The sequence below is a fragment of the Streptomyces sp. NPDC038200 genome, assembly GCF_055600785.1.
Genome location: NZ_JBVJYH010000014.1, coordinates 86,902 through 108,563, shown reverse-complemented (window position 1 = coordinate 108,563; position 21,662 = coordinate 86,902). Strand labels below are relative to the sequence as shown.

Sequence of the window (21,662 nt, the reverse complement as noted above, 5' to 3'; positions counted from 1 at the left end):
TCACTTCGCCAGGAAGGCGAGGAGCGCGGTGTTGACCTCCTCCGCGTGGGTCCACAGCAGGCCGTGCGGGGCGCCCTCGATCTCCACGTAGTCGGCGGACGGCAGCGCCTTGTGGAAGGGGCGCGCGGTGCCCTCGACGGGCAGGATCCGGTCGCCGGTCCCGTGCAGGATCAGGGCCGGGACGTCGATGGCCGGGATGTCGGCCCGGAAGTCGGTGTACCAGGTGGACGGCGCGGCCGCCGCGGCGAAGAAGCCGCCGCCCGCCGCGACGTTCCAGCTGTTGCGCACGGCCTCCTCGCTGATCCGGGTGCCGAGGTTCTCGTCCAGGTTGTAGAAGTCCTTGTAGAAGTCGGTGTAGTACGCGTAGCGGTCCGCCTTGACGGCCGCGACGACACCGTCGAAGAACTCCTTCGGGGCGACTCCGTCCGGGTTGTCGTCGCTCTTGAGCAGGCAGGGCTCCAGCGAGGCGAGGAAGGCGACCTTGGCGACACGCTCGGTGCCGTGGGCGGCCACGTAGCGGGCGACCTCTCCGGTGCCCATGGAGAAGCCGACCAGGACGGCGTCGCGCAGGTCGAGCGTCTCCATGACGGTGTGCAGATCGGCCGCGAAGGTGTCGTAGTCGTAGCCGGTCGTCGGCTGGCTCGACTGTCCGAAGCCGCGGCGGTCGTAGGTGATCACCCGGTAGCCGGCGTCCAGCAGTACGGCGGTCTGCCGCTCCCAGGAGTGGCCGTCGAGGGGGAAGCCGTGGATGAGCACGACCGGCTGCCCGCTGCCGTGGTCCTCGTAATAGAGGTCGATGCTGGTGGAGTTCTCCTGGCCAACGGTGATGTACGGCAAGATCTCGTTCCTTCGTTGGGAGTGAGTGACGCGCGGGACCACGCTCCGGCTCGACGGGGCGGGACGCGCTCGGCCCCTCGGCGACCGGAGCCCGGACGTTCGCGGCACGGTATGCAGGCACGCTACGGCGCCGGTTCCGCCCCCTGTTGTCGGTGAGCGCACCGCTTTTTGCCCTTGAGCGCCCTGAGGGGAGACCTGTGACGGCAGGCTCCCGATCATGGAGCGGGGGGCCTCGTACGGCGTCTTCCCCGTCTCCGCACACCGAACCCAGGGAACACCCATGTCGAGCAAACGCCGCTTCGCCGGTGCGGTATTCACCTTCTTCGCCTTCGTCCTGGCGATGACCCAACCGGCCTCCGCCATCCAGGGAGGCACCGTCAGCAGACACGGCCCGTGGGCGGTGCGGGTGTACACGGACGGCGAACCCTCCTGCACGGGCGCCGTCGTCGCTCCCGAATGGGTGATCACGGCCGGCCACTGCGTCCGGTACGACAACTGGGACGTCACCTTCCGCGTCGGCAGCCTCGACCAGCGGCACGGGACCGTCGTGCACCGCGTCGAGAACGCCACGGTGTTCGCGCCCACGGCCGACGTGGCCCTGGTCCGGGTCCCCCGGCTGAAGACCGCGCCGATCGGGCTGGGCGGCGCCGGCAGCGTCAAGACGGGGCGCACGGTGCGGTCCTACGGCTGGGGAGCCACCTGCGCGCCGCCGAAGAGCGAAGCCTCGTGCCAGTCGAACGTGCTCAAGCAGGCCCAGGTGAAGATCGTCGCGCCCTCGGACAAGCGGTGTGATCTGCTCGCGGGCACCGGGGACTTCTGCGCGCAGCGCGGCAGCGGCCTGCCGGCGGGCGGCGACTCGGGCGGGCCGGCGACGGCGTTCGACAAGGCGGGCCGTGAGGTGCTCGTCGGAGTGCTGGCCGCGTCGGACAGGACGGCCGTCGCGGCGTTCGGCGACGTCACGCGCCTGCGTGCCTGGATCGATGGCGTCATCCACGCCGGGACCCGCGGCGCCGGCGTCGTCTGACCCGGTGGGCCGCGCGGCCCGACGGGCCGCGACGGCCGCCGGGGGAGCGTCAACGCCCCTGGTGGGGTCCGGTGTTGTGCCGCCGGATCGACGGCGAAGTTGCACACCAGGGCACTGCTTTTGTTTCACAGGGCACTGATCGCCTGTGAAGTCGCGGGTGCCGGTGCCCCTCCTGCCAGGATCGTCCTCGAGCAAGTGAGGACGCACCCCGCAGTACACGGGTCCGGCATGGACTTGGATCGATCCGCCGAGATCGGCACGGCTCCTGGCGCTGACGATGCCCGGGTTCTGCTCCTGCCGGGTGCGGTGCCGTGCTCTCGAGAAGGAGCCCCCATGCCTGACAACACAGATGAAGCACGCCCGGTGCCGCGAGTCGTCGTAGAGGCCGACGACCCCCTCACCCGTGACGGCACGGTCGCCTTCCTGGCCGCGGACGAGCGCATCGAACTGCTGACGGACGACGATCTGGCCGACGCCGACATCCTGGTGATGCTCACCGCGGTGGTCAGCGGCAAGACGCTCTCGGCGATGAGCCGCGCCACCCAGTCCACCGGCGGACGGATACGGGTCGTGCTGGTCGCGGACCACATCTCGGAGCAGCAACTGGCGCTCGCGGTCAACCACGGCCTGGCGAGCTTCCTGGTGCGGCCGTTCACCAGCTTCAGCCAGATCGTCATGGCGGCCGTCGAGGCGTACCAGGGGCGATCGGTCGTGCCCCCGGTGCTGATGAACATGCTGCTGGACCGGATGCGGACCATGCAGAAGAGCGAGTCGGCCACCGGGCTGCTGCCGGTCGAGCTGGCACAGCGCGAGATCGACGTGCTCAGGCTCCTGGCCGAGGGGCTGGACACGGTGGAGATCGCCAGCAAGCTCAGCTATTCCGAGCGCCTGATCAAAAGCGTCATACAGACCGTGGTCAAGCGGCTGGAACTGCGCAACCGGACCCACGCCGTCGCCTACGCCATCCGCATGGGCATCCTGTGACCACGCATGGCGAAAAGGGTACGCCGGTTGTGCGAACGTGCATGATCCGCATCCGCCGGTGTAGCTGATCCCGTGCCCTCCTTAGGGTCTGGTCAGCGAGGCGTCCCACCGTGGCCGCCCTCCTTCGAGGTGTGCAGCCGTACTCCACGACCCGTCCTCCGACAACGGTCGGCAGGGCCGGCGCAGGGGCGGGGCCACACCCATCGGTCGCCGTTGATCGATCACCCACCCGTCGACCGGGAAAGGCATGCAGATGAACTACCGTGAGCCGGACGCCGGCGGTCCCGACCAGACCACCGGGCTGCCGGGCGGTGAGGCGGTGTGGGAGAGCGAACTCCCCTGGCAGCTGGCCCCGTTGGGTGAGACGGGACAGCATGGACCGGCCCCCGCTGGGGAGCTCACGGGCCACGGCATCGCCGCACGGGACGCCGGCACGGTCGGCTCTCCCGCCCCGTCCGACCCCGCGCTCACCGCCTCCGCGGCGCACGCGCCGACGACCGAGGCACGGAGCGCCGCAACCGAGCCCCACACCGACGAGGCCCCCGGCGGACGACGCCGGCGGGACCGCGGCGACCGGACGGGCACCGCCGCACCGCAGGGTACGGGGGACGGGCGCGGCAGGCTCCGCCTCGCTCTGGCCAAACCGGTCCTGGCCGGAGCGGGCATGCTCAGCGCCGTGTTCCTGCTGGCGCCGACCGTGTTCGGCGACGACACGCCCGCGCACACCTTCAAGGCGGGAGCGGGAGACGCGGGCGAGGACTACGCCTCCGAGAACCACTACCCGGACTCCGACGGCGGCGCGTCCCCCCGGCCGAGCGCGTCCAGCGGCACCACCACGAAGGACGACGGGCCGCGCCGCATCGCGGAGGTGGCGGCGGCCTCGCCCACGCGGGAGACGCGGACTGTGGAACCGATGTCGCAGAGCCACGCCCCGGCTCCCGGCACGACACCGCGCAGCAGCAGCTCACCGCGACAGCAGCAGTCCCAGCAGCCTCAGCAGCACTGGACGACGACCACGGTGAACGGCACCAGCGTGCTCGAACCCGGGCAGAGCTGGAGCACCAACCGGATCATGATGGCCTTCCAGGGCGACGGAAACCTGGTGCTCTACGACACGAAGGGCACCCCCCTGTGGTGGTCGGGCACCGTGGGACGGGGGGCCAAGGCGGTCTTCCAGGCCGACGGCAACTTCGCGGTGTACGCCCAGGACGGGTCCACCGCCTGGTCCTCCAGGACGGACGGCCACGACGGGGCCCAACTGGTCCTCGGAGCCAACGGAGACGTCACCATCCGCTCGGGCGGCGCGGTGCTGTGGTCGACGGGCACCGCCATGTGACGCGCCCCGTCCCCCGAGGGGCCGCCCCTCCTGATCGTCCGTCCCACCCGCCACCCCCGAGGGCCGGGACGGACTCCCTCCGCGTCGCCCGCCCCTCTCCCCGGAGGCGGGCGGCACGGCAGGGCTCCTCCCTCCGGTCGGCCCCGGTCGGTGCCCGTCACCCCATTGCCCCGCCTCCCGCACAAGGTCTCGCCGGCTGGAGATCCACCTGATGAACACCACCATCGTCAAGCGTCCGCCGCGCGCGTCGGGACCCCAGGCGCCGGAAGGCCAGATCGAACTCGCCCAGCCGCCGGTGCTCGGCGAACCGGCCATGGCCGACCTCGGTTCCGTCGTCGTCATGCTGCCCATGGGCATCGGGGCCGGCGCGATGGGCATGATGTTCGTCGTCGGCGGCTCCACGTCGACGTACATGATGTCCGGCATGATGGGCATCGGGATGATGTCCATGGGACTCGGCCAGCTGGGCCGGTCCGGACTCGAACGCAAACGGCGGATGCGGGCGGAACGCCGCGACTACATGCGCTACCTGGCCCAGTTGCGCGGCCAGGTCCGCGAGGCCGCCGCCGCCCAGGTCACCGCCGCCGTGTACGACAACCCCCCGCCCCGGCAGCTGTGGTCGCTGGTCCAGGGCTCCCGCGTGTGGGAACGCCGCGCCGCCCACGACGACTTCGCCAAGGTCCGCATCGGACTGGGCACCCGCCGCGCCGCGCTGGAGCTGGTCCCGCCGCAGACCAAGCCCGTCGAGGACCTCGACCCGCTCACCGCCATCTCGCTGCGCCGCTTCACCGAGGCGTTCCAGACCGTGCCGGGCATGCCGATCCCCGTCGCCCTGCGCAGCTTCACCAGCGTCGAGTTCGCCGGGGACATCGACGACGCCCTGGACCTCGTACGGGCCATGCTGGGACAGCTGGTCGCCCTGCACTCGCCCGACGAACTGCGCGTCGCCGTCCTCACCGACCCGCGCGACCGGGACGCCTGGGAGTGGGTGAAGTGGCTGCCCCACAACGCCCACCCGCGGGAACGGGACCAGGCCGGCCCCCTGCGCCTGGTGGCCACCGACCACGGTGAACTCATCGACCTGCTCGGCCCGGACGTCCTCGACCGGGGCGACCACGACCCGCAGGCGACCCCCGGCGCCGCCGAACCCTTCGTGGTGGTCGTCGCCCACCGCGCGCCGGTCCCGGCCGACTCGCGCCTGCTGGGCAACGGGCTGCGCAACACCGTCCTGCTCGACCTCACGGGCGCCATGCCGGGCGGCCCCTCCGTCCTGCGCCTGACCGCGGAGAACGGCACCGTCTCCTTCCCGGTCGGCGACGACACCCAGGCCCAGGCCGAGGCGGACACGCTCAGCGTGGACGGCGCCGAGAACCTCGCCCGGCTGCTGGCCCCCCTGCGCACCGGCGGCACCATCGACCTGACCGACAACCCCTTCGACGCCGACTTCGAACTCACCGCCCTGCTCGGCATCCGCGACCCGCGCGCCTTCGACGTCGCCGCCCAGTGGCGGCGCCGCAACGACCAGACCGCGCGGCTGCGCGTCCCCATCGGGGTCACCGAGGACGGCGAGGTCGTCGAACTCGACCTGAAGGAGTCCGCCCAGACCGGCATGGGCCCGCACGGCATGCTCATCGGCGCCACCGGCTCCGGCAAGAGCGAACTGCTGCGCACCCTCGTCATCGGACTCGCCGCCACCCACTCCTCCGAGATCCTGAACTTCGTCCTCGTCGACTTCAAGGGCGGTGCCACCTTCCTCAACACGGAACGCCTGCCGCACACCTCGGCCGTCATCACCAACCTCGCCGACGAACTGCCGCTGGTGGACCGCATGCAGGACTCCATCAACGGCGAGCTGATCCGCCGGCAGGAACTGCTCAGGGCCAGCGGCTACGCCTCGCTGTACGAGTACGAGAAGGCCCGGCTGGCCGGCGCCCCCCTCGCCCCGCTGCCCTCCCTGCTGGTCATCGTCGACGAGTTCTCCGAACTGCTCGCGGGCAAGCCCGAGTTCGTCGAGCTGTTCGTCACCATCGGCCGCGTGGGCCGAAGCCTCGGTGTGCATCTGCTGCTGGCGTCGCAGCGGCTGGACGAGGGACGCATCCACCGCGTCGAGGGACACCTGTCCTACCGCATCGCACTGCGCACCTTCTCCTCCATGGAGTCCCGCAGCGTCATCGGCGTCGCCGGGGCGTACGAGCTGCCCTCCACGCCCGGCAACGGCTACCTGCGGGTGGACACCACCAACCTGGTGCGGTTCAAGGCCGCCTACGTCTCCGGGCCCTGCCCGGAGGCACCCGCCGAGGGACCGGCCGCCGCGCCCACGGCGACGCGGCCCGGCGAACTCGTGGACTTCGGCCTCGACCAGCAGCGCCCGGCACCGGAGCCGGAGGAACCGGCCGCGACCCGCCCGGAGCCCGAGCCCGCCGCCCGGCCGGACAGCGGCGAGAGCCTCCTGGACGTCCTCATCGAACGCCTCTCGGACGCCGGACCGCCCGCCCGGCAGGTCTGGCTGCCGCCGCTCGCCGAGTCGCCCAGCCTCGACCAGCTGCTGCCGGGCATCGTCCCCGACCCGGTCCGCGGCATGACCGCCGAGTCCCCCGACCTGGGCAGCCTGCGGGCGCCGCTCGGCATGGTCGACCGGCCGCACGAGCAGGTCCGCGAACTCCTCGTCGCCGACCTCTCCGGAGCGGGCGGCCACGTGGGCGTCGCCGGCGCCCCGCAGACCGGCAAGTCCGCGCTGCTGCGCACCCTGATGCTGTCGCTGGCCCTCACCCACACCCCCGAGGAGGTCCAGTTCTACTGCCTCGACCTCAGCGGCGGCGGCCTGGTCTCCACCGCCGGACTCCCGCACGTCGGCTCGGTCGCCACCCGGCTGGAGCGCGACAAGGTGCTGCGCAGCGTCGAGGAGATCGACCAGCTCCTGGAGCGCCGCGAGCAGATCTTCACCGCGCGCGGCGTCGAGTCCATGGCGGCCTACCGCGAACTGCGGCGCGCCGGCGGCGTCGACGACCCCCACGGGGACGTCTTCCTGGTCGTGGACGGCTGGGGGACGCTGCGCCAGGAATACGACGACCTCGACGACCGCATCACGGCCATCGCCGCCCGCGGCCTGTCCTTCGGCATCCACGTCGTGGTGTCCGCGGTCCGCTGGTCGGAGATCCGCAACAAGCTGCGCGACCTGATCGGCACCAAGTTCGAGCTGCGGCTCGGCGACACCATCGAGTCCGAGGTCGGCTCCCGCCAGGCCGCGGGCGTCCCCCAGCAGCCCGGTCGCGGACTGACCTCCTCCGGCCACCACTTCCTGTCCGCGCTGCCCCGGCTGGACAGCTCCTCGGCCACCGACGACCTCACCGCGGCCACCAAGATCGCCGCCGCCGAGATCGGCACCTTCTGGACCGGGCGCACCGCCCCCGGCGTACGACTGCTGCCCAGCACCCTGCCCGTCGGCCAGCTGCCCGCGCCCGAAGGGGACCTGCGGGTCAGCCTGGGCTGGGACGAACAGCGCCTCCAGCCGGTCTGGCACGACTTCTCCGCCCATGCCAACCTGCTCGTCTTCGGTGACGGCGAGACCGGCAAGACCAACGCCCTGCGGCTGATCGCCCGGGCCATCACCACCCGCTTCACACCCGACGAGGCCCGCATCCTGCTCGGCGACCCCGAGCGCGGACTCCTCACCGACGTGCCCGAGGAATACCGCGCCGGATACGCCGTCGACGCCGCCGGGCTGCGGGAGCTTGCCAACAGCGCCGTGGTGTCCATGTCCAAGCGGCTGCCCGGACCCGACGTCTCGCCCGAGCAACTCGCCCAGCGGGACTGGTGGCAGGGCCCGCGGCTGTTCGTCCTGCTCGACGACTACGACCTGTTCGTCACCAGCAACCTGGACAGCCCCACCACCCCGCTCCTCCCGCTGCTGGCCCAGGGAGCCCACATCGGCATGCACCTGATCATCGCGCGCTCCACCTCGGGCGCCATGCGCGCCATGATGGAACCGCTGCTGCGCCGTATCTGGGAACTCGGCAACCCGGCCCTGGTGCTCTCCTACCCGAAGGAGGAGGGCAAGTTCATCGGCGAGGCCCGGCCGCGCACCCTCGTCCCCGGCCGCGCCCAGCTGGTCACCCGGCGCGGCATCCGGCTCGTCCAGACCGGCCTGGTCGACGACGCCTGACCCCGCCCCCCGGCGGACCGGACCCCGCCGCCCCGCCACCACCCAGGCCGCCCCACAGGAGACCCAGCCCCCCATGTCCCTCTCCAGCATCATGCCGGACCTCGACGGCACGGCCGTCTGCCGGATCACCGTGGCCGGACCCGAGAGCCGCGCCGACCTGGGCGTGCCCGCGACCGTCACCCTGGCCACGCTGCTGCCCGTACTCACCGCACGGCTCGCGCCCGACGGCGCGCCCCCCGGCGGATACGTCCTGCAACGTCTGGGCGAGGAACCGCTGGACCTCGACGACACCCCGGAGTCTTTGGGGCTGCGCGACGGCGACGTCCTCCACCTGCGCCCCGTGGAGCAGATCCTGCCGCCGCTCGTCTTCGACGACATCGCCGACGGCGTCGCCACGGTCGTCGGCACCCGCTCCGACCGCTGGCGCCCCGAGCTGACCCGGCGTCTCTTCCTGGCACTGGCCTGCCTCGCGCTGGCGGTGCTCGCCCTGTTCACCCTCGCCGCGGAATCCGCGGGAGCCGGGGCGGCGCAGTCGGGTGCCGTCGCCGTGGTACTCCTCACCGGATGCGTCATGGCCGCACGGGCCGGCGCCGACACGGGCACGGTGCTGGTGAGCGGTGTGGCGGGCTGGGCGTACGCCGCGGCGGCCGGTCTGACCGCCTGGCGCGGCCCCATCGGACTCCTGGCGCCCACCGGACACGAACTCCTCGTCGGCGCCGCCTGCGCGGCCGTCGCCGCCACCGCGCTGCTGCTCTCCGGCAAGGTGCCCGTCCAGGTGTTCGGCGCGCTGCTGACGGTGGCGGTCGCCGCCGAAGCCGGCTCCCTGCTCACCCTCGACCTCGACTGGTCCGTGACCACCGCCTGTTCGGTGGTCGCCGTCACCCTGTTCGTGCTCAGCACCGTCGCGCCCCGGCTCTTCCTGCGCCTGGCCGGGCTGCGCGTGCCGCAGCTGCCGCGCAACGCCGACGAACTCCAGGAGGACATCGAGCCCGCCACAGAGCCCGCCGTCGCGCGCCGGGTCGCCGCCGCCGACGCCCACCTCACGCTCTTCACCGTCGGCGCGTCCGTGGTCTACGCCCTGGACCTCGTGCTCCTGACCCGCCGCTCCGGCTGGTCCGACTGGCTGCTCGCCCTGACCCTCGCCGCCGCCGTGACCCTGCGCTCCCGCAGCGTCACCGAGATCTGGCAGCGCGTCTCGCTGGCCCTCGCCGGCACACTCGGCCTGATCCTGTCCCTGGCCTGGCTGCTGGTGCCCGGCGGCCCCCAGGCCCGGGCCGTGCTGGCCGTGCTCCTGCTCGCGGCCGTGGCGGCGCTGCTCGCCGCCCGGCGGCTGCCCTCCCTGCGGCTCCTGCCGATCTGGGGGCACACCGCCGACATCCTGGAGACGCTCACCGCCGTCGCCCTGATCCCGCTGCTCCTCCAAGTGCTGCACGTCTACTGGTACTTCCGCACCCTGGCCGGCTGAGAGGACCCCGTGCAAAGCCGTCGTGACCACGTCCACGCCTATCAGTTCGCCACCGGAAGGCTCGCGGCAGCACTGGTGTCGGGAGAACCCGCCACCGGGGAGCCGCCGGCCCGCCGGAGCGTCCTGGGCGTGGTGCTCGGAGTACTCTTCGGCGTCATCGCCTGTGCCGGATTCGCCGTCTACGGACTGATCAAACCGGGCGGCAACACGGCCTGGGCCAAACCGAACGCCATCGTCGTGGAGAAGGAGACCGGGACCCGCTTCCTCTACGTCGACGGCGTCCTGCACCCGGTGGCCAACTACGCCTCCGCGCTGCTGGGCGCCGCCGGCGGGGGCGCCGGCACCGGCGTGCACACCGTGTCCCGCAACTCGCTGGCCGACGTGCGCCGGGGAGCGGAGATCGGCATCCCCTCCGCCCCCGACTCCGTACCCCAGGCCTCGGCGCTGCTCACCGGTGACTGGACCCGGTGTCTGACGCCGGGCCGGAACAAGGGCGAGACGCTGGATCTCGCCCCCGCCGACCCGTCCGCGGCCCCCGCCCCGGTCACCGGCCGGCGCGCCCTGCTGCGCGCCGCCGACGGCACCGAGTACCTGCTGTGGAACGGGCTCCGGTACCGCCTCGGCGACCGGTCCGCACTGATCGCGCTGCAACTGGACGGACAGGACCCCCTCCCCGCCCCCGACAGCTGGCTCGCGGCACTGCCCGCCGGACCCACCGTGGCCGCCGCGGACGTACCCGGCCACGGCAAGCAGGGCCGCCGGGTCGGCGACCGCCCGGCCCGCATCGGCGACGTGTTCACCTCCGCCGAGGACGGCCGGAGCGCCGCCCAGTTCTACGTCCTGCGCCCCGACGGCCTGGCCCCGCTGACCCGGACCGAGTTCGAGCTGCTCGCCACCAGCAAGGGCGCGGCCGAACCCCGCGGGGTGACGCCCCGGGACATCGCCGCCGTCGGCGCCTCGGACGACCGGTCCCTGCTGCACCGGCTGCCCGACTTCCTCGCGGGCCCCGTCCTGCGCCCGGGCGCCTCGGCCGTGTGCCTGCGCCAGCACGTCACCGGCGGCACCAAGGTGCGTACCACGGTGACCCTCGAGAAGCATCCCGCCGCCACGGCACCGGCCGTCGACGTCCCCGTCGGCCACGGAGCGCTGGTCCAGGGCCTCCCGCTGCCACCGCGCGGCGTCACCCCCCAGGTCTACCTGATCACCGAGCTGGGCGTGAAGTACCCCCTCGCGGACACGGACACGCTGTCCGCGCTGGGCTACGGCGGCGGGCAGACACGCGCCGTGCCCCGGGCCGTCCTCGACCTGCTGCCCACCGGCCCGGCGCTGTCCCGAGCCGGCGCCCTGGCGGTCGTACGCGCCTACCCCTCCGGTACGCCCGCACCGTCCGCCTCCCCCTCCCAGGGCCGCTGATGGCGCTCGGAGCGAGGCTGCGCCGGGACGCCGAGACACCCGACCTGGGCTCCCGCAGGGCCGGCCACGCGCTGCTGATCCACCCGAGGGGCGAGCTGAGCCCACAGGCTCTCGCCTTCGCCGAGGGACTCCCCGACGACCCCGACCACCAGGTCGTCGTCCTCGACCTGCCCCGTGACCCCGCCGACGGCACCTGGCAGGTCGTCGCCCGGCTGCTGGGCCGCGGCGCCGCCGGCGGCTACCGCCTGGTCATGGGCCGCACGCTGCGGGGCGGGACCGTACCCGTGGGGCAGTGGCTCGCCGACCGGCTGGACCGCGCGGTCGTCGTGCCCGACGGCGCGGTGGTCCCGGCGGCCGGCGGTGTGCTCTACATCCCCGCGGACCGGGGACCGGGCTGGGTACGGCTGCTGCCGCGCCGGTCGCCCACCCCCGTCTCGCGCCGGTTCCCCCAACCGGCCTGGGAGTTCACCGTCTCCGACCAGGCCTGGCGGACCAGCGGCCGGACGGTGGTCGATCCGCTGCCCAGCGGGGTGTGGCTGCACGGCGACGGCCACGAGGGCGCGCTCACCCCGCACCGTGACCTGCTGGTCTCCCGGTTGGCGTACCGGCCCGAGCTGCTGACCGTCGTCCTCGGCTGCCCGGGCGGGGAGGCGCTGTCGCTGGACGACATCTCCCGGTTCTGGCACTCGCTGCTGCCCGGCGTCCGTGACCTGGTCAGATTCGTGCCCTACGGGCCCCTGGCGGTACCGGACGGCCCCGGACCGGGCCAGGCCCTGGCCGACCGGCTCGACGTCCCCGTGACCTTCGACAACGGCCTGCCGGTGAGCCACACCGCCGGGGACGCACCGGAGGTCCACGCCCTGGACGCCGACGGCTCACCCGGCTGGGCGGCCTTCGTCCGGCAACTGCGCTTCACCCCGGCCCGGCTGACCGGCGGACGGCCGACCGCGCCCGTGGTGGTCGGCCACCGGCCCGCCTTCGACGACCTCCTGGAGACGGCCCCGGGCCGCTACCGGTACGACGACGCCGTGCTGGAGGTGGTACCCAGCGGCCTGTGGCTGCGCCCCTCCGAGGAATCGGGGGAGCGCGGGGAATCCGGAGAGGGGGGAGGGCGCGGGGGGCGCGGCGAACCCCGGGGATCCGCAGGACCTGGGGCGTCCAGGGGATCCGGGGGATCCTTCGACGCATCGGAGGAGGCCGCCGTCATCCGGTCGGCCGCGCCGTCCGCCCGGCACGTCAACGTCGTCTTCGGCACCGCCGGGCACAGCGGCGGCCGGATGCGCGAACTCGCCGAACGCCTGCTGCAACGGCTCGATCCCGCGCTGCGCGCCATGGCCAGACTGGTACCGGCGGTGCAACTGGTCCGGGAGGCGAGCACACGCGAACCGGCCGAGGGCCGTGCTTCGGTGACCGACGGGGCCATGGGTGCCCGCACCTACACCGACACGGGCACCGACACCTACACCGGCGCCGCCACCGACACGGGCCCGGAGCCGACCGCGTACGGGTACGGGTACGGGTACGGAGCGGAGGGTTCCGCCGGTGTGACCCCGGGGCCGGCCGACGACGCGTACGGAGCCGAGGCCGCCGCTCCCGCGCCCAGGGTCGCCTCCGCGCACGCCGGTGCTCCGGTGACCGTTCAGGGACCGGGGGGCAGCGGCCCACGGCTACGGTTGGCGACCGCCGCACCGGTCCTCGGCGACGCGCGCGGCGAGCAGGCCTCCGCGGCGGCCGTGACCGGAGCGACGTCACCGGAGACCGTACGGACGGCCGCGTCGACGACCGGGGCCGCACCGAACGGGACACCACCGGACGCCGCCGACCGGACTCCGGCGGGACAGCGGATGCCCGTGCCGCCCGCCGGTGCGGCCGGTCCTGGTCCGGGTGGACCTGGGTACGGGGCGGGTGTGGGCGAGCTGGCTCTGTCGGGGGAGCGGAGGCCCGCGCCGCCTGGTGGCGCGGGTGGTCCCGGGCCGGGTGTTCCCGGGGACCCGGTGGGTGCCGTCGCGGCGCCGGTGGCGGAGCCTTCCGTGGACGAACACGGTCCTCAGGCGCCCGCCGGTGCTCCGGAAGCCCCCGCGGCGGACCTGCCGCCGACCCCGCCGGAGGAGCCCGTCGGCCCGGTGACGGGCGGGGTGCCGTCCGGGGGTGAGCCGTCCGCCGGTCCAACTGTCCCCGGGCCGTCGCTGTCCCCGGGGCCGTCCCTGCCGTCGGTCAGGCTGGTCTCGGCGCCCGGACTGCCCGCGCCCGGTCCGGTGCCCGGGTCCGCCGCCGGGGACAGCGGAGCGCCCGGCGTTCCCGGCACCGGGGGGCCGGACGAGGACGCCGGGGCGCAGCCGCCGGTCAGCCCTGTTCCGCCGTCGGCCGCGACCCCGCCGGACCCCGCCGGCGCCCGTGCCGCAGCCGTATCCCCGGGCCCCGCCGGCACCGCCCGCACCGAAGCCGTACCCCCGGCCCCGGACGCCGGTACCGGCGGAGCCCCGGAGCGGACGCCGGACGCGGCACAGGCCGTGGCGGACGGGCGGCCGGAATCCCCGGCCGCCCCCGCCGGTGCCCGCGTCCAGGCCGTACCGAGCCCGGCCGCCTGCGCGGTCCCGCCCCGCAACGGCATCGCGCGGGAACGCGAATGGCTGCGGGGTGCCTTCCGGCAGCAGTACAACGACGGCGCCGGCGCCGTCGCCCGCCTCCTCTCCGAGGTACCGGGACTGCGCGGCACCGCCCAGACCCCCACCGAGGACGTCCTCACCGACCTCGTGGCCGCCCGCCTCTACCTGCGCGGCGACAGCGCCCTGCTCGACCGTCAGGTCCGCGAGGCCACCGTGGGGCCGCACATCCCGCTCGCCCGCTGCGTGGCCGCAGGAGTGCGCAGACTGCCCTCCTACCGGGGCGCCACCGTCCTGCGCGCCGCGCTCGGCGGCGCCGAACGGGACTGGTACCGGCACCGCACCCTCGTCACCGAGTGGGCGTTCTGCTGGGCGCTGACCACCGCCGCGCCGGAACTGCCCGGTGACACCGACGTCCTGATCTGGTCGATGACCGCGCGCCGCACCGCCCTGCTCGCCCCGGACCAGCCGGCCCGCGTGCTCTTCCTGCCCGGCACGACCTTCAAGGTGCTGTCGGTCCGCGACGGCGACCGGCGGGCCGTACTGCTGCGCGAACTGTCCGCGTCGGAGATCTCCGCCGACGGCCGCGTCGACACCGGCCGCACCGCGCTGGACGACATGGCCCTGTCCGGACTCGAACAGGCGGACCGGACCTGGCAGGCCGGCGACCCCGCAACGGCCCCGGGCCTCCCGCCCGAGCAGGCCGTCCGGTTCACCGCCCCGCCCGGACTCGTCCTTCCCCCACCCCCCGCCCCACCGCCCCCGCCCGGAAAGAGGACAACACCATGAGCCGGCAGATGCTGCTGGTCTCCCAGGACGGCTCGGCGCCCTACCGCACCATCGGCCAGGCCCTGGCCGACGCCGCCGACGGCGCCCTGATCACCATCGCCGCGGGCACGTACCGCGAGGCCCTCGTCATCGACCGGGTCGTCACCCTGGCCGCGGGCTCCGAGCCGGGCGGCGTCCGCGTCGACGGCGGCACCGCCAGCGCCGTGGTGATCGCCGCCGAGGCGGCCCAGCTCAACGGGCTCGCCCTGGAGGGCGGCAGCGAGCAGATACCGGTCGTGGAGGTACGCCACGGCGAGGCGTCCCTCCAGCAGTGCACCGTCTCCGGAGACGCCTGGGCCGGCATCCTCGCCTGGCAGCGCGGAACCCTCATCGCCCGCTCGTGCCGGGTGACGGGAGCCGGCGGCGCGGGCATCGTGGTCACGTCGTCCGGCGCCAACGTGGTGGAACAGACCACGGTGGCACAGACCCGGTCCTCCGCGATCGTGGTCGCCGAACACGGACGGCTGACCGTACGCGACTGCCGACTGGAGGAAACCGGCGGCAACGGCGTCTGCGTCAACGGCCAGGCCCGTGCCGTGGTCGAGGCCACCGAGATCACGGCCAGCGCCCAGCCCGCCCTGGTCGTCGAGCAGAGCGGCGGCGCCGAACTGCGCGCGGTCACCGTGACCGCCAGCACGGGACTCGACGCCTACCTCACCAGCCGCGGCGAGGTCGTCCTCACCGACTGCGTGTTCACCGGCTCCCGCGCGGAGTCCGTCCTCGTCAGCGCCGGCTCGGCCCCGCGACTGCGCGGTTGCTCGATCACGGGCGCCGCCCGCACCGGCGTACGGATCACCGAGTCCGCGAAGCCGTACCTGGAGAGCTGCCTGGTGACCGGCTCACCCGTCGGCATCCTGGTGGACGGCGGCGCCGCACCCGTGCTCCGCTCGGTCCGGGTGAGCGACGCGAGCGGCGAGGGACTCCTGGTCGACGGCGCCACCGTGGACGGCGAGCAGCTGTCCGTCTCCGGCGGCACCGGCGCACGCGTGACCGGCGGCGCCGAACTGACGCTACGCGACACGGAGCTGGCGGCGGCGTCCGGCCCGGCCGTCGACGTCCGCGAGGGCGCGACCGCCCGGCTCACCGGCGTACGCCTCGGTGCCGTGGGCGCGCCCGGCCTGGCGGTCGCCGGGGCCACCGCCGTCGCCGCGGCGTGCGTCCTGCGGGACTGCGGAGTGCTCGTCGGGGCCGACGCACGGGCGGAACTGAAGGACACCGAGGTCGTCGCGTCGGACGCGGACGGCGTCCGGGTGGCGGGCGGCGGCGACCTCACGGCCGTCGGCTGCCGGGTGCACGGCGCCCACGGCCACGGGGTGCACATCCAGGCCGGTGGCCGCGCCGACGTCACCCACTGCGTGGTCTTCGACAACACCGGGGACGGCATCCGCACCAACACCGAGGAACCGGTGCGGATCCAGGACTGCGAGCTACGGGACAACGGCGGACAGGCGCTGCACCAGCTGCGCCAGAACCCCCGGTTCGACGCCGTGAACGTGACCGGGGCGGAGGACGGCGGGACCGCACGGGCGGAGCCCGGGCACCGGTGGTCGCAGCCCGGGGACGCCGCCGGCCAGGACGCGGGCTCCACCGCGCGCCACGTCGGCACCGGCCCGCTGGCCGAAATGGACGCGCTCGTCGGTCTGGAGAGCGTCAAGCAGGAGGTCACCGGCCTCATCAACCTGAACAAGATGGCGCGGCGGCGCGAGGAGATGGGCCTGCCCATGCCGCCGATGAGCCGGCACCTGGTGTTCGCCGGGCCGCCCGGCACCGGCAAGACCACGGTGGCCCGCCTCTACGGCGCCGTCCTCGCCGAACTCGGCATCCTGACCCAGGGACACATGGTGGAGGTGTCCCGCGCCGACCTGGTCGCCCAGATCATCGGCGGTACGGCCATCAAGACCACGGAGGTCTTCAACCGTGCCCTGGGCGGTGTGCTGTTCATCGACGAGGCGTACACCCTGACCAACCAGTCCAAGGGCACCGGCCCGGACTTCGGTCAGGAGGCCGTCGAGACCCTGATGAAGCTCATGGAGGACCACCGCGACGAGGTCGTGGTCATCGCCGCCGGCTACTCCGAGCACATGGACCAGTTCCTGGCCTCCAACCCCGGTATGGCCTCGCGTTTCTCGCGCACGGTGGAGTTCCCCAACTACACGGTCGAGGAACTGGTCACCATCGTGCGGGGCCTGTGCGCCAAGCACTTCTACGAACTCACCGACGGCGCCCTGGAGGCCGTGGGCCGCTACTTCGCGCACATCCCCAAGGGGCCCACGTTCGGCAACGGCCGGGTCGCCCGCCAGGTCTTCGAGTCGATGATCAACAGACAGGCGTCGCGGCTCGCCGTCTCCCCGCCGGGCAGCGACTCGGAGCTGAGCCGGCTGACCGAGGCCGATGTCGAGACGGTGCCCGAGCCATCCGGAGGCCCGGAGGAGAACGCCGCCGCCGCTCCCGAGGGCGCGGGAGCGGGCGCAGGCACGACGGCGGCCCAGGCTCCCCCCGATGCCGTGGCCGGCCACGCCCTCGCCCGGCTCGCCGGACTCGTCGGCCTCGACGAGGTGCGCCGGGCGCTCCACGACCGCCTGACCGCCCTGGTGCCGTCGCACCACCGGGGCGAACCGCTGGCCGGGCGGGCCAACCTGGTGTTCGCGGGCGCCGAGGGCAGCGGCCGTGACGCGGTGGCGGTGCTGTACGCCCGGGCGCTCGCCGAACTCGGCCTGCTGCCCACCGGCGCGGTGTACCGGGTGCCGATGTCCGCCTGGCCGGCCCGCTGGCCCGGCCAGGCGGAGATCAACGTGCTGACCGCGTTCGACGAGGCGACGGGCGGCGTACTGGTGCTGGAACTCGACGAGTTCTTCGCGGCCCGCACCCTCCCCGAGCGCACCGCGCTGCTCACCGCGGTACGGGAGCTGGCCGCCCTCCGGGACGACGTGGTGCTGGTCCTCTCCGGCGAGCCCGGTCCGCTGGCCGGCCTCCTGGGCAGCGCACCGGGAACCGAACTGGCCGCCGCCTTCGCGGGACGGGCCGACTTCGCGCCGTACGCCCCCGAGGAACTGGCGCAGCTGGCCGTACGGCGGCTGACGGTGACCGGACTGGAGGCCGGTGACGGGACGGTCGAGGCTCTGGTGGAGTACTTCACGCGGGTTCCGGCGGCGCGGGGCGCCTTCGACGCGCACGCCTTCGCCGACCGGCTGGCCGACGTCGCGGTCTCGCGCGTACTGACCGGAACCGACGTGGCCGACCTGCTCGACGAGGACACTGCCGAGCCGGAGGCCGCGACCCTGCCCGTCGCCTGAGAGGCGCCCCCGTACGGCTCGCAGGGGCAAAGAGCCTGTCCCACCGGGCAGCACGGCTCTCCATCGCTGTCCACGGGTGCGGCGGGCGAACAGGATGGAGGGCACGAGGACACGGGTTCCGTGTCAACCGCGCATACATCGGAGGAATCGGTATGGCGTCGGGAATTGAGGCAGTCAGCCTTGACGGTTTGGCAGGCTCGATCAAGGTGCACCTGTCCGCGCTGGAGGGCGTGGGCATGACCTACGGCGAGATGCAGCAGCTGGCGGAGCAGGCGGAGGCCGGCTGGAAGGGCACGGCCGGGCAGAACTTCAAGCAGGCGCTCGATGCCTGGCTCGCCAACTACAAGAAGGTGCACGAGTACGTCGACACCATGAACCAGAAGATGAACGCCCATCTGAACAACACCACAGAAGCACACAACACCACGAGCAACGCCACGGCGACGCTGGCCTCGGGCATGGTGACGCCCATCGGCCTCAAGGGCTTCTGACGAAAGTCTCCGATCCTCGTGTCGTGGAGCCGACTCCCGGGGGCCGCGGCACCTTACCTGTGAACCGGGCAGTGCCCTGGAAAGGGGAACAGCATGGCTGAGACGTACATGATCAACTGGGGTGCGGTCAACGAGGTGCTCGATCGGCTGAAGGTCGTACAGAGCCACATCGACGCTCTCACGAACGACTTCGACTCGGGCAACACCAACGCGCTCGCCGAGTGGGCGAGTGACGTCCGGGACGCGTTCAACGCGCACAAGGTGGACTGGATCAAGCGGTCCCAGGAGATGCAGGCGCAGGCCGCGCAGGCCCAGTCCGTGGCGGACTCGTGCAAGAACGAGTATCACGGGGCGTACGTCACCGGACTGCAGCTCTTCGCGGGCGGCCGATAGGCATGGCCGCCCTTCCCACTCGGGGCGGCTACGAGCCCCCGGACGATCCGGCACCGGACGGCGGTCCTCCGCAGGCGTGGGACCCTACCAGTGTCCACCGGCCCGACACGCCCAACGGACCGGAACCGGGCAAGGTACCGGATCCGCCCTCCGTACCCACGGGGGGCGGGAAGGGATCCGGCAAGGAGGCCGTGAACACGGCGTCCATGGACCTCTTCGCCAAGAACGTCGCGGCTCTCGTGCCGCACGTCGTCGAGGCACGCAACCGGATGGCCGCCGGCTCGGCCTCGGTCGTCCAGCCGGGCGCCTTCTACGACGCCTACCAACTGCGCTCCCAGACATCGGGACCCAACGGCGGCGCCGGTCTCCAGCAGAAGTACTACAACGTCCTCGCCGACCTCGCCGAGGGGTTGCAGGACGTCAGTACCGGCATGCTGAAACTGAGCAAGACCCACAGCACGGCAGAGGAACGCAACCGCATGAAGACCAGTGACCTCCTGGAGGCACTGGGCAACGCCTCGGCGGACTTCCAGCGGCTGGGAAACGACAGCGGTGCAACCGTCACGTCCACCGGTGGATCGTCGACCAGCACGGGCTCCGGAAACGGCAGTACCAAGACATAACAGCAACACCCGCCGCTGTCGGTGGCACCGGGACCCGGTGCCACCGACAGCGGCTCAGGCATGGACGTAAACAGCGCTCGGTCCCTCCGCCGCGGTCGTGCTCGTGTGCCGGAGGCCGAGGCCCAGACGAGAGCGCAGGCTGATGCCGGACTACAACCAGGGCGGATTCCACGAGGACGGCAGTGGCATCTATGTCGACCCCACGGTCCAGGGCTCCCCGTCCGACTACGACAGCTGGGACTGGAAGCAGATCATGGCGGCCGTCACGGGTGGCTCCGCCCTGGTGCCCGGTGGGGGCGGGGAGGCGCGTGCGTCGGCGGTGTCCTCACCGCAGAGCCTGGTGAAGGCGGCGAACGACTTCCAGTACGTCCAGCAGGTCATGGCGATGGTCGCCAAGAGCCTGGCGGACCAGGCGAAAGCCCTGGCCGGTGGCGACGGCGCGCCCTGGCAGGGCGGCGCGGCGGACGCCTTCATGGACACGATGACCACGTTCTCCAAGCAGGTCGCCTCCAACGCCGAAGCCCTCGGCGGCGGTGCCACCGGCAGTTCCGTCGGCCAGAACCTCGTCTGGAGCGCCAACGCGCTCACCGTCGCCCAGGCCAACATCCACGCCATCGACAGCTGGTACGCCAACCAGGCGGCGCGGCTCGGCGTCAAGCCCATGGCCAACGGGCTCATGCCGATCAGCCAGAAGCCCGAGCTGGTCCAGATGATGACGGACGACATGCGTGCCGAGCTGAAGAAACTCGCCACCAACTACGCCCAGGTGAGCCAGGTGCTCGGCCGTGTGCAGCCCAAGCCGGTCATGTCCCCGGTCAAGGACCCCGGCAGCACCGGCGGCGGGACGGGCGGCCCCGACCTGAGCAGCACGGGTGGCGGCGGCAGCGGTGGTGGGCCCGACCTGAGCACCCTCGGCGGTGGCAGCGGCGGCAGCGGTGGTGGGCCCGACCTGAGCACCCTCGGCGGTGGCAGCGGCGGCAGCGGTGGCGGGCCCGACCTCAGCACCCTGGGCGGTGGCGGAGGAGAGGGCGGCGGCACGGGATCGCCGTCCCCGTTCCCCGGCGGTACCTCCCTGCCCGACCTGGCCACTACCGGCGGAGGGGCCGGGGACCCCGGCGGGATCGGGGATCCCGGGACCACCGGTTCGATCTCCCCGTTCCCCGGCGGCACCTCGACCGGCGGCCCGGGATCCGGCGGGCCGGCCGCACCCGACCTGACTCTCCCCGGCACGGGCAACGCCGGCGGCACGGGCGGTGCCGTGGACCCGTTCACCGGCGGCGCCACGACGCCCGACCTGCCCACCGGTACTGGTACCGGTGGCACGGGAACGGGCGGCACCGGCACGGTCGAGCCGTTCCCCGGCTCCACGGGCACCGGTCTGAACGACATCCTCAACCCGTCCACCGGCGCCGGCACGGTCCCGGGCAGTGCCGTCCCCCTGCCCGGGTTCGGCTCCGTGGCCACACCGACGACGGGGAACACCGGTTCCTCGACCTCGGGCCAGGGCCTGACCGCACCCGTCTCGGCGTGGACCGGCGGTGCCGACGCGCCGGAGCTGGGCGCAGGTGGCACGGGAACCGTTCTGCCGGAGACCGGCGGCGCCGCGCTGCCGGAGGTCGCAACGGTCGGTACGCCGGACGTCGGCTCCGTCGGCGGTACCGGTGCGGCGGCACTGCCGAGCGACCTCCTGAGCGGCGCCCCCGGTGTCGGCACACCCTCCGCGATGCCGTCCGCCAACCTCGTCTCCACCCCCGGCATGCCCGAGGCGTCGGCAGCGGGCTCCGCCGGCGGTGCCGGTATGCCGATGATGCCGATGGCTCCGGGCATGGGTGCGCCGGGGGCCGGTGCGCAGGGTGGTGCGGGGGCCGAACGGCCGGACTCGTCCGGGCTGTTGGGCGGTGAGGTGAAACCGTGGTCCGGTGGTGCCGAGCTGGGCGGGTTGCCGGAGGCGGAGCCGGTGGCGGGTGTGGCGGCCGGTGGTGCGGGTCTGTCCGGCCTGGACACGGCGGACACGGGGAGTGCGGTGGAGCCGGTCACCGGCCTCGCCGAGTCTCCGCAGCCGGCGGGGGCCTCGGCGCCTGGCGTGGGTGAGGGCGCCGGGTCGGCTGCCGGTGTGCCGATGATGCCGATGGCTCCGGGCATGGGTGCGCCGGGGGCCGGTGCGCAGGGTGGTGCGGGGGCCGAACGGCCGGACTCGTCCGGGCTGTTGG

Annotated in this window: 13 protein-coding genes; 12 read left to right on the top strand and 1 reads right to left on the bottom strand. The window is 73.5% G+C overall.

Annotation, left to right across the window (positions count from 1 at the left end):
• On the bottom strand, positions 1-837 hold the full coding sequence (locus ACZ7KF_RS26335; protein WP_471079751.1) for an alpha/beta fold hydrolase: 837 nt from the start codon (positions 835-837) through the stop codon (positions 1-3).
• Between the two features lie 280 nt (positions 838-1,117).
• Between ACZ7KF_RS26335 and ACZ7KF_RS26330 the strand changes: the two genes are divergently transcribed.
• The 12 genes from ACZ7KF_RS26330 to ACZ7KF_RS26275 all read left to right on the top strand — a co-directional run.
• Entirely contained in the window at positions 1,118-1,861 is a 744-nt protein-coding gene (locus ACZ7KF_RS26330; RefSeq protein WP_471079748.1) for a S1 family peptidase, read from the top strand.
• 333 nt (positions 1,862-2,194) lie between these two features.
• On the top strand, positions 2,195-2,845 hold the full coding sequence (locus tag ACZ7KF_RS26325; RefSeq protein ID WP_471079746.1) for a response regulator transcription factor: 651 nt from the start codon (positions 2,195-2,197) through the stop codon (positions 2,843-2,845).
• 247 nt (positions 2,846-3,092) lie between these two features.
• Entirely contained in the window at positions 3,093-4,181 is a 1,089-nt protein-coding gene (locus tag ACZ7KF_RS26320; protein WP_471079743.1) for a hypothetical protein, read from the top strand.
• A gap of 211 nt (positions 4,182-4,392) precedes the next feature.
• Positions 4,393-8,343, top strand: coding sequence for a type VII secretion protein EccCa (eccCa, locus tag ACZ7KF_RS26315; RefSeq protein WP_471079740.1), 3,951 nt, complete (start codon positions 4,393-4,395; stop codon positions 8,341-8,343).
• A 73-nt stretch (positions 8,344-8,416) separates the two neighbouring features.
• Entirely contained in the window at positions 8,417-9,808 is a 1,392-nt protein-coding gene (gene eccD / locus ACZ7KF_RS26310; RefSeq protein WP_471079737.1) for a type VII secretion integral membrane protein EccD, read from the top strand.
• A gap of 9 nt (positions 9,809-9,817) precedes the next feature.
• Positions 9,818-11,221 (top strand): type VII secretion protein EccB, encoded by a 1,404-nt coding sequence (eccB, locus tag ACZ7KF_RS26305; RefSeq protein ID WP_471079735.1) that lies wholly within the window; start codon positions 9,818-9,820, stop codon positions 11,219-11,221.
• Positions 11,221-14,613, top strand: a complete 3,393-nt coding sequence (locus ACZ7KF_RS26300; protein ID WP_471079732.1) for a hypothetical protein — start codon at positions 11,221-11,223, stop codon at positions 14,611-14,613. The genes eccB and ACZ7KF_RS26300 overlap by 1 nt, the downstream gene beginning before the upstream one ends.
• Positions 14,610-17,945 (top strand): right-handed parallel beta-helix repeat-containing protein, encoded by a 3,336-nt coding sequence (locus tag ACZ7KF_RS26295; RefSeq protein WP_471079729.1) that lies wholly within the window; start codon positions 14,610-14,612, stop codon positions 17,943-17,945. The genes ACZ7KF_RS26300 and ACZ7KF_RS26295 overlap by 4 nt, the downstream gene beginning before the upstream one ends.
• A 188-nt stretch (positions 17,946-18,133) precedes the next feature.
• The gene (locus ACZ7KF_RS26290; RefSeq protein WP_471079725.1) at positions 18,134-18,436 is read left to right on the top strand and encodes a hypothetical protein; all 303 of its coding nucleotides are present in this window, start codon (positions 18,134-18,136) and stop codon (positions 18,434-18,436) included.
• A gap of 93 nt (positions 18,437-18,529) precedes the next feature.
• Positions 18,530-18,829, top strand: coding sequence for a hypothetical protein (locus ACZ7KF_RS26285; RefSeq protein ID WP_471079723.1), 300 nt, complete (start codon positions 18,530-18,532; stop codon positions 18,827-18,829).
• A gap of 191 nt (positions 18,830-19,020) precedes the next feature.
• Complete coding sequence (locus ACZ7KF_RS26280; RefSeq protein WP_471079720.1) at positions 19,021-19,452, top strand: hypothetical protein; 432 nt, start codon at positions 19,021-19,023, stop codon at positions 19,450-19,452.
• Between the two features lie 142 nt (positions 19,453-19,594).
• On the top strand, positions 19,595-21,662 hold a 2,068-nt coding region (locus ACZ7KF_RS26275; protein WP_471079718.1), incomplete at its 3' end, for a WXG100 family type VII secretion target.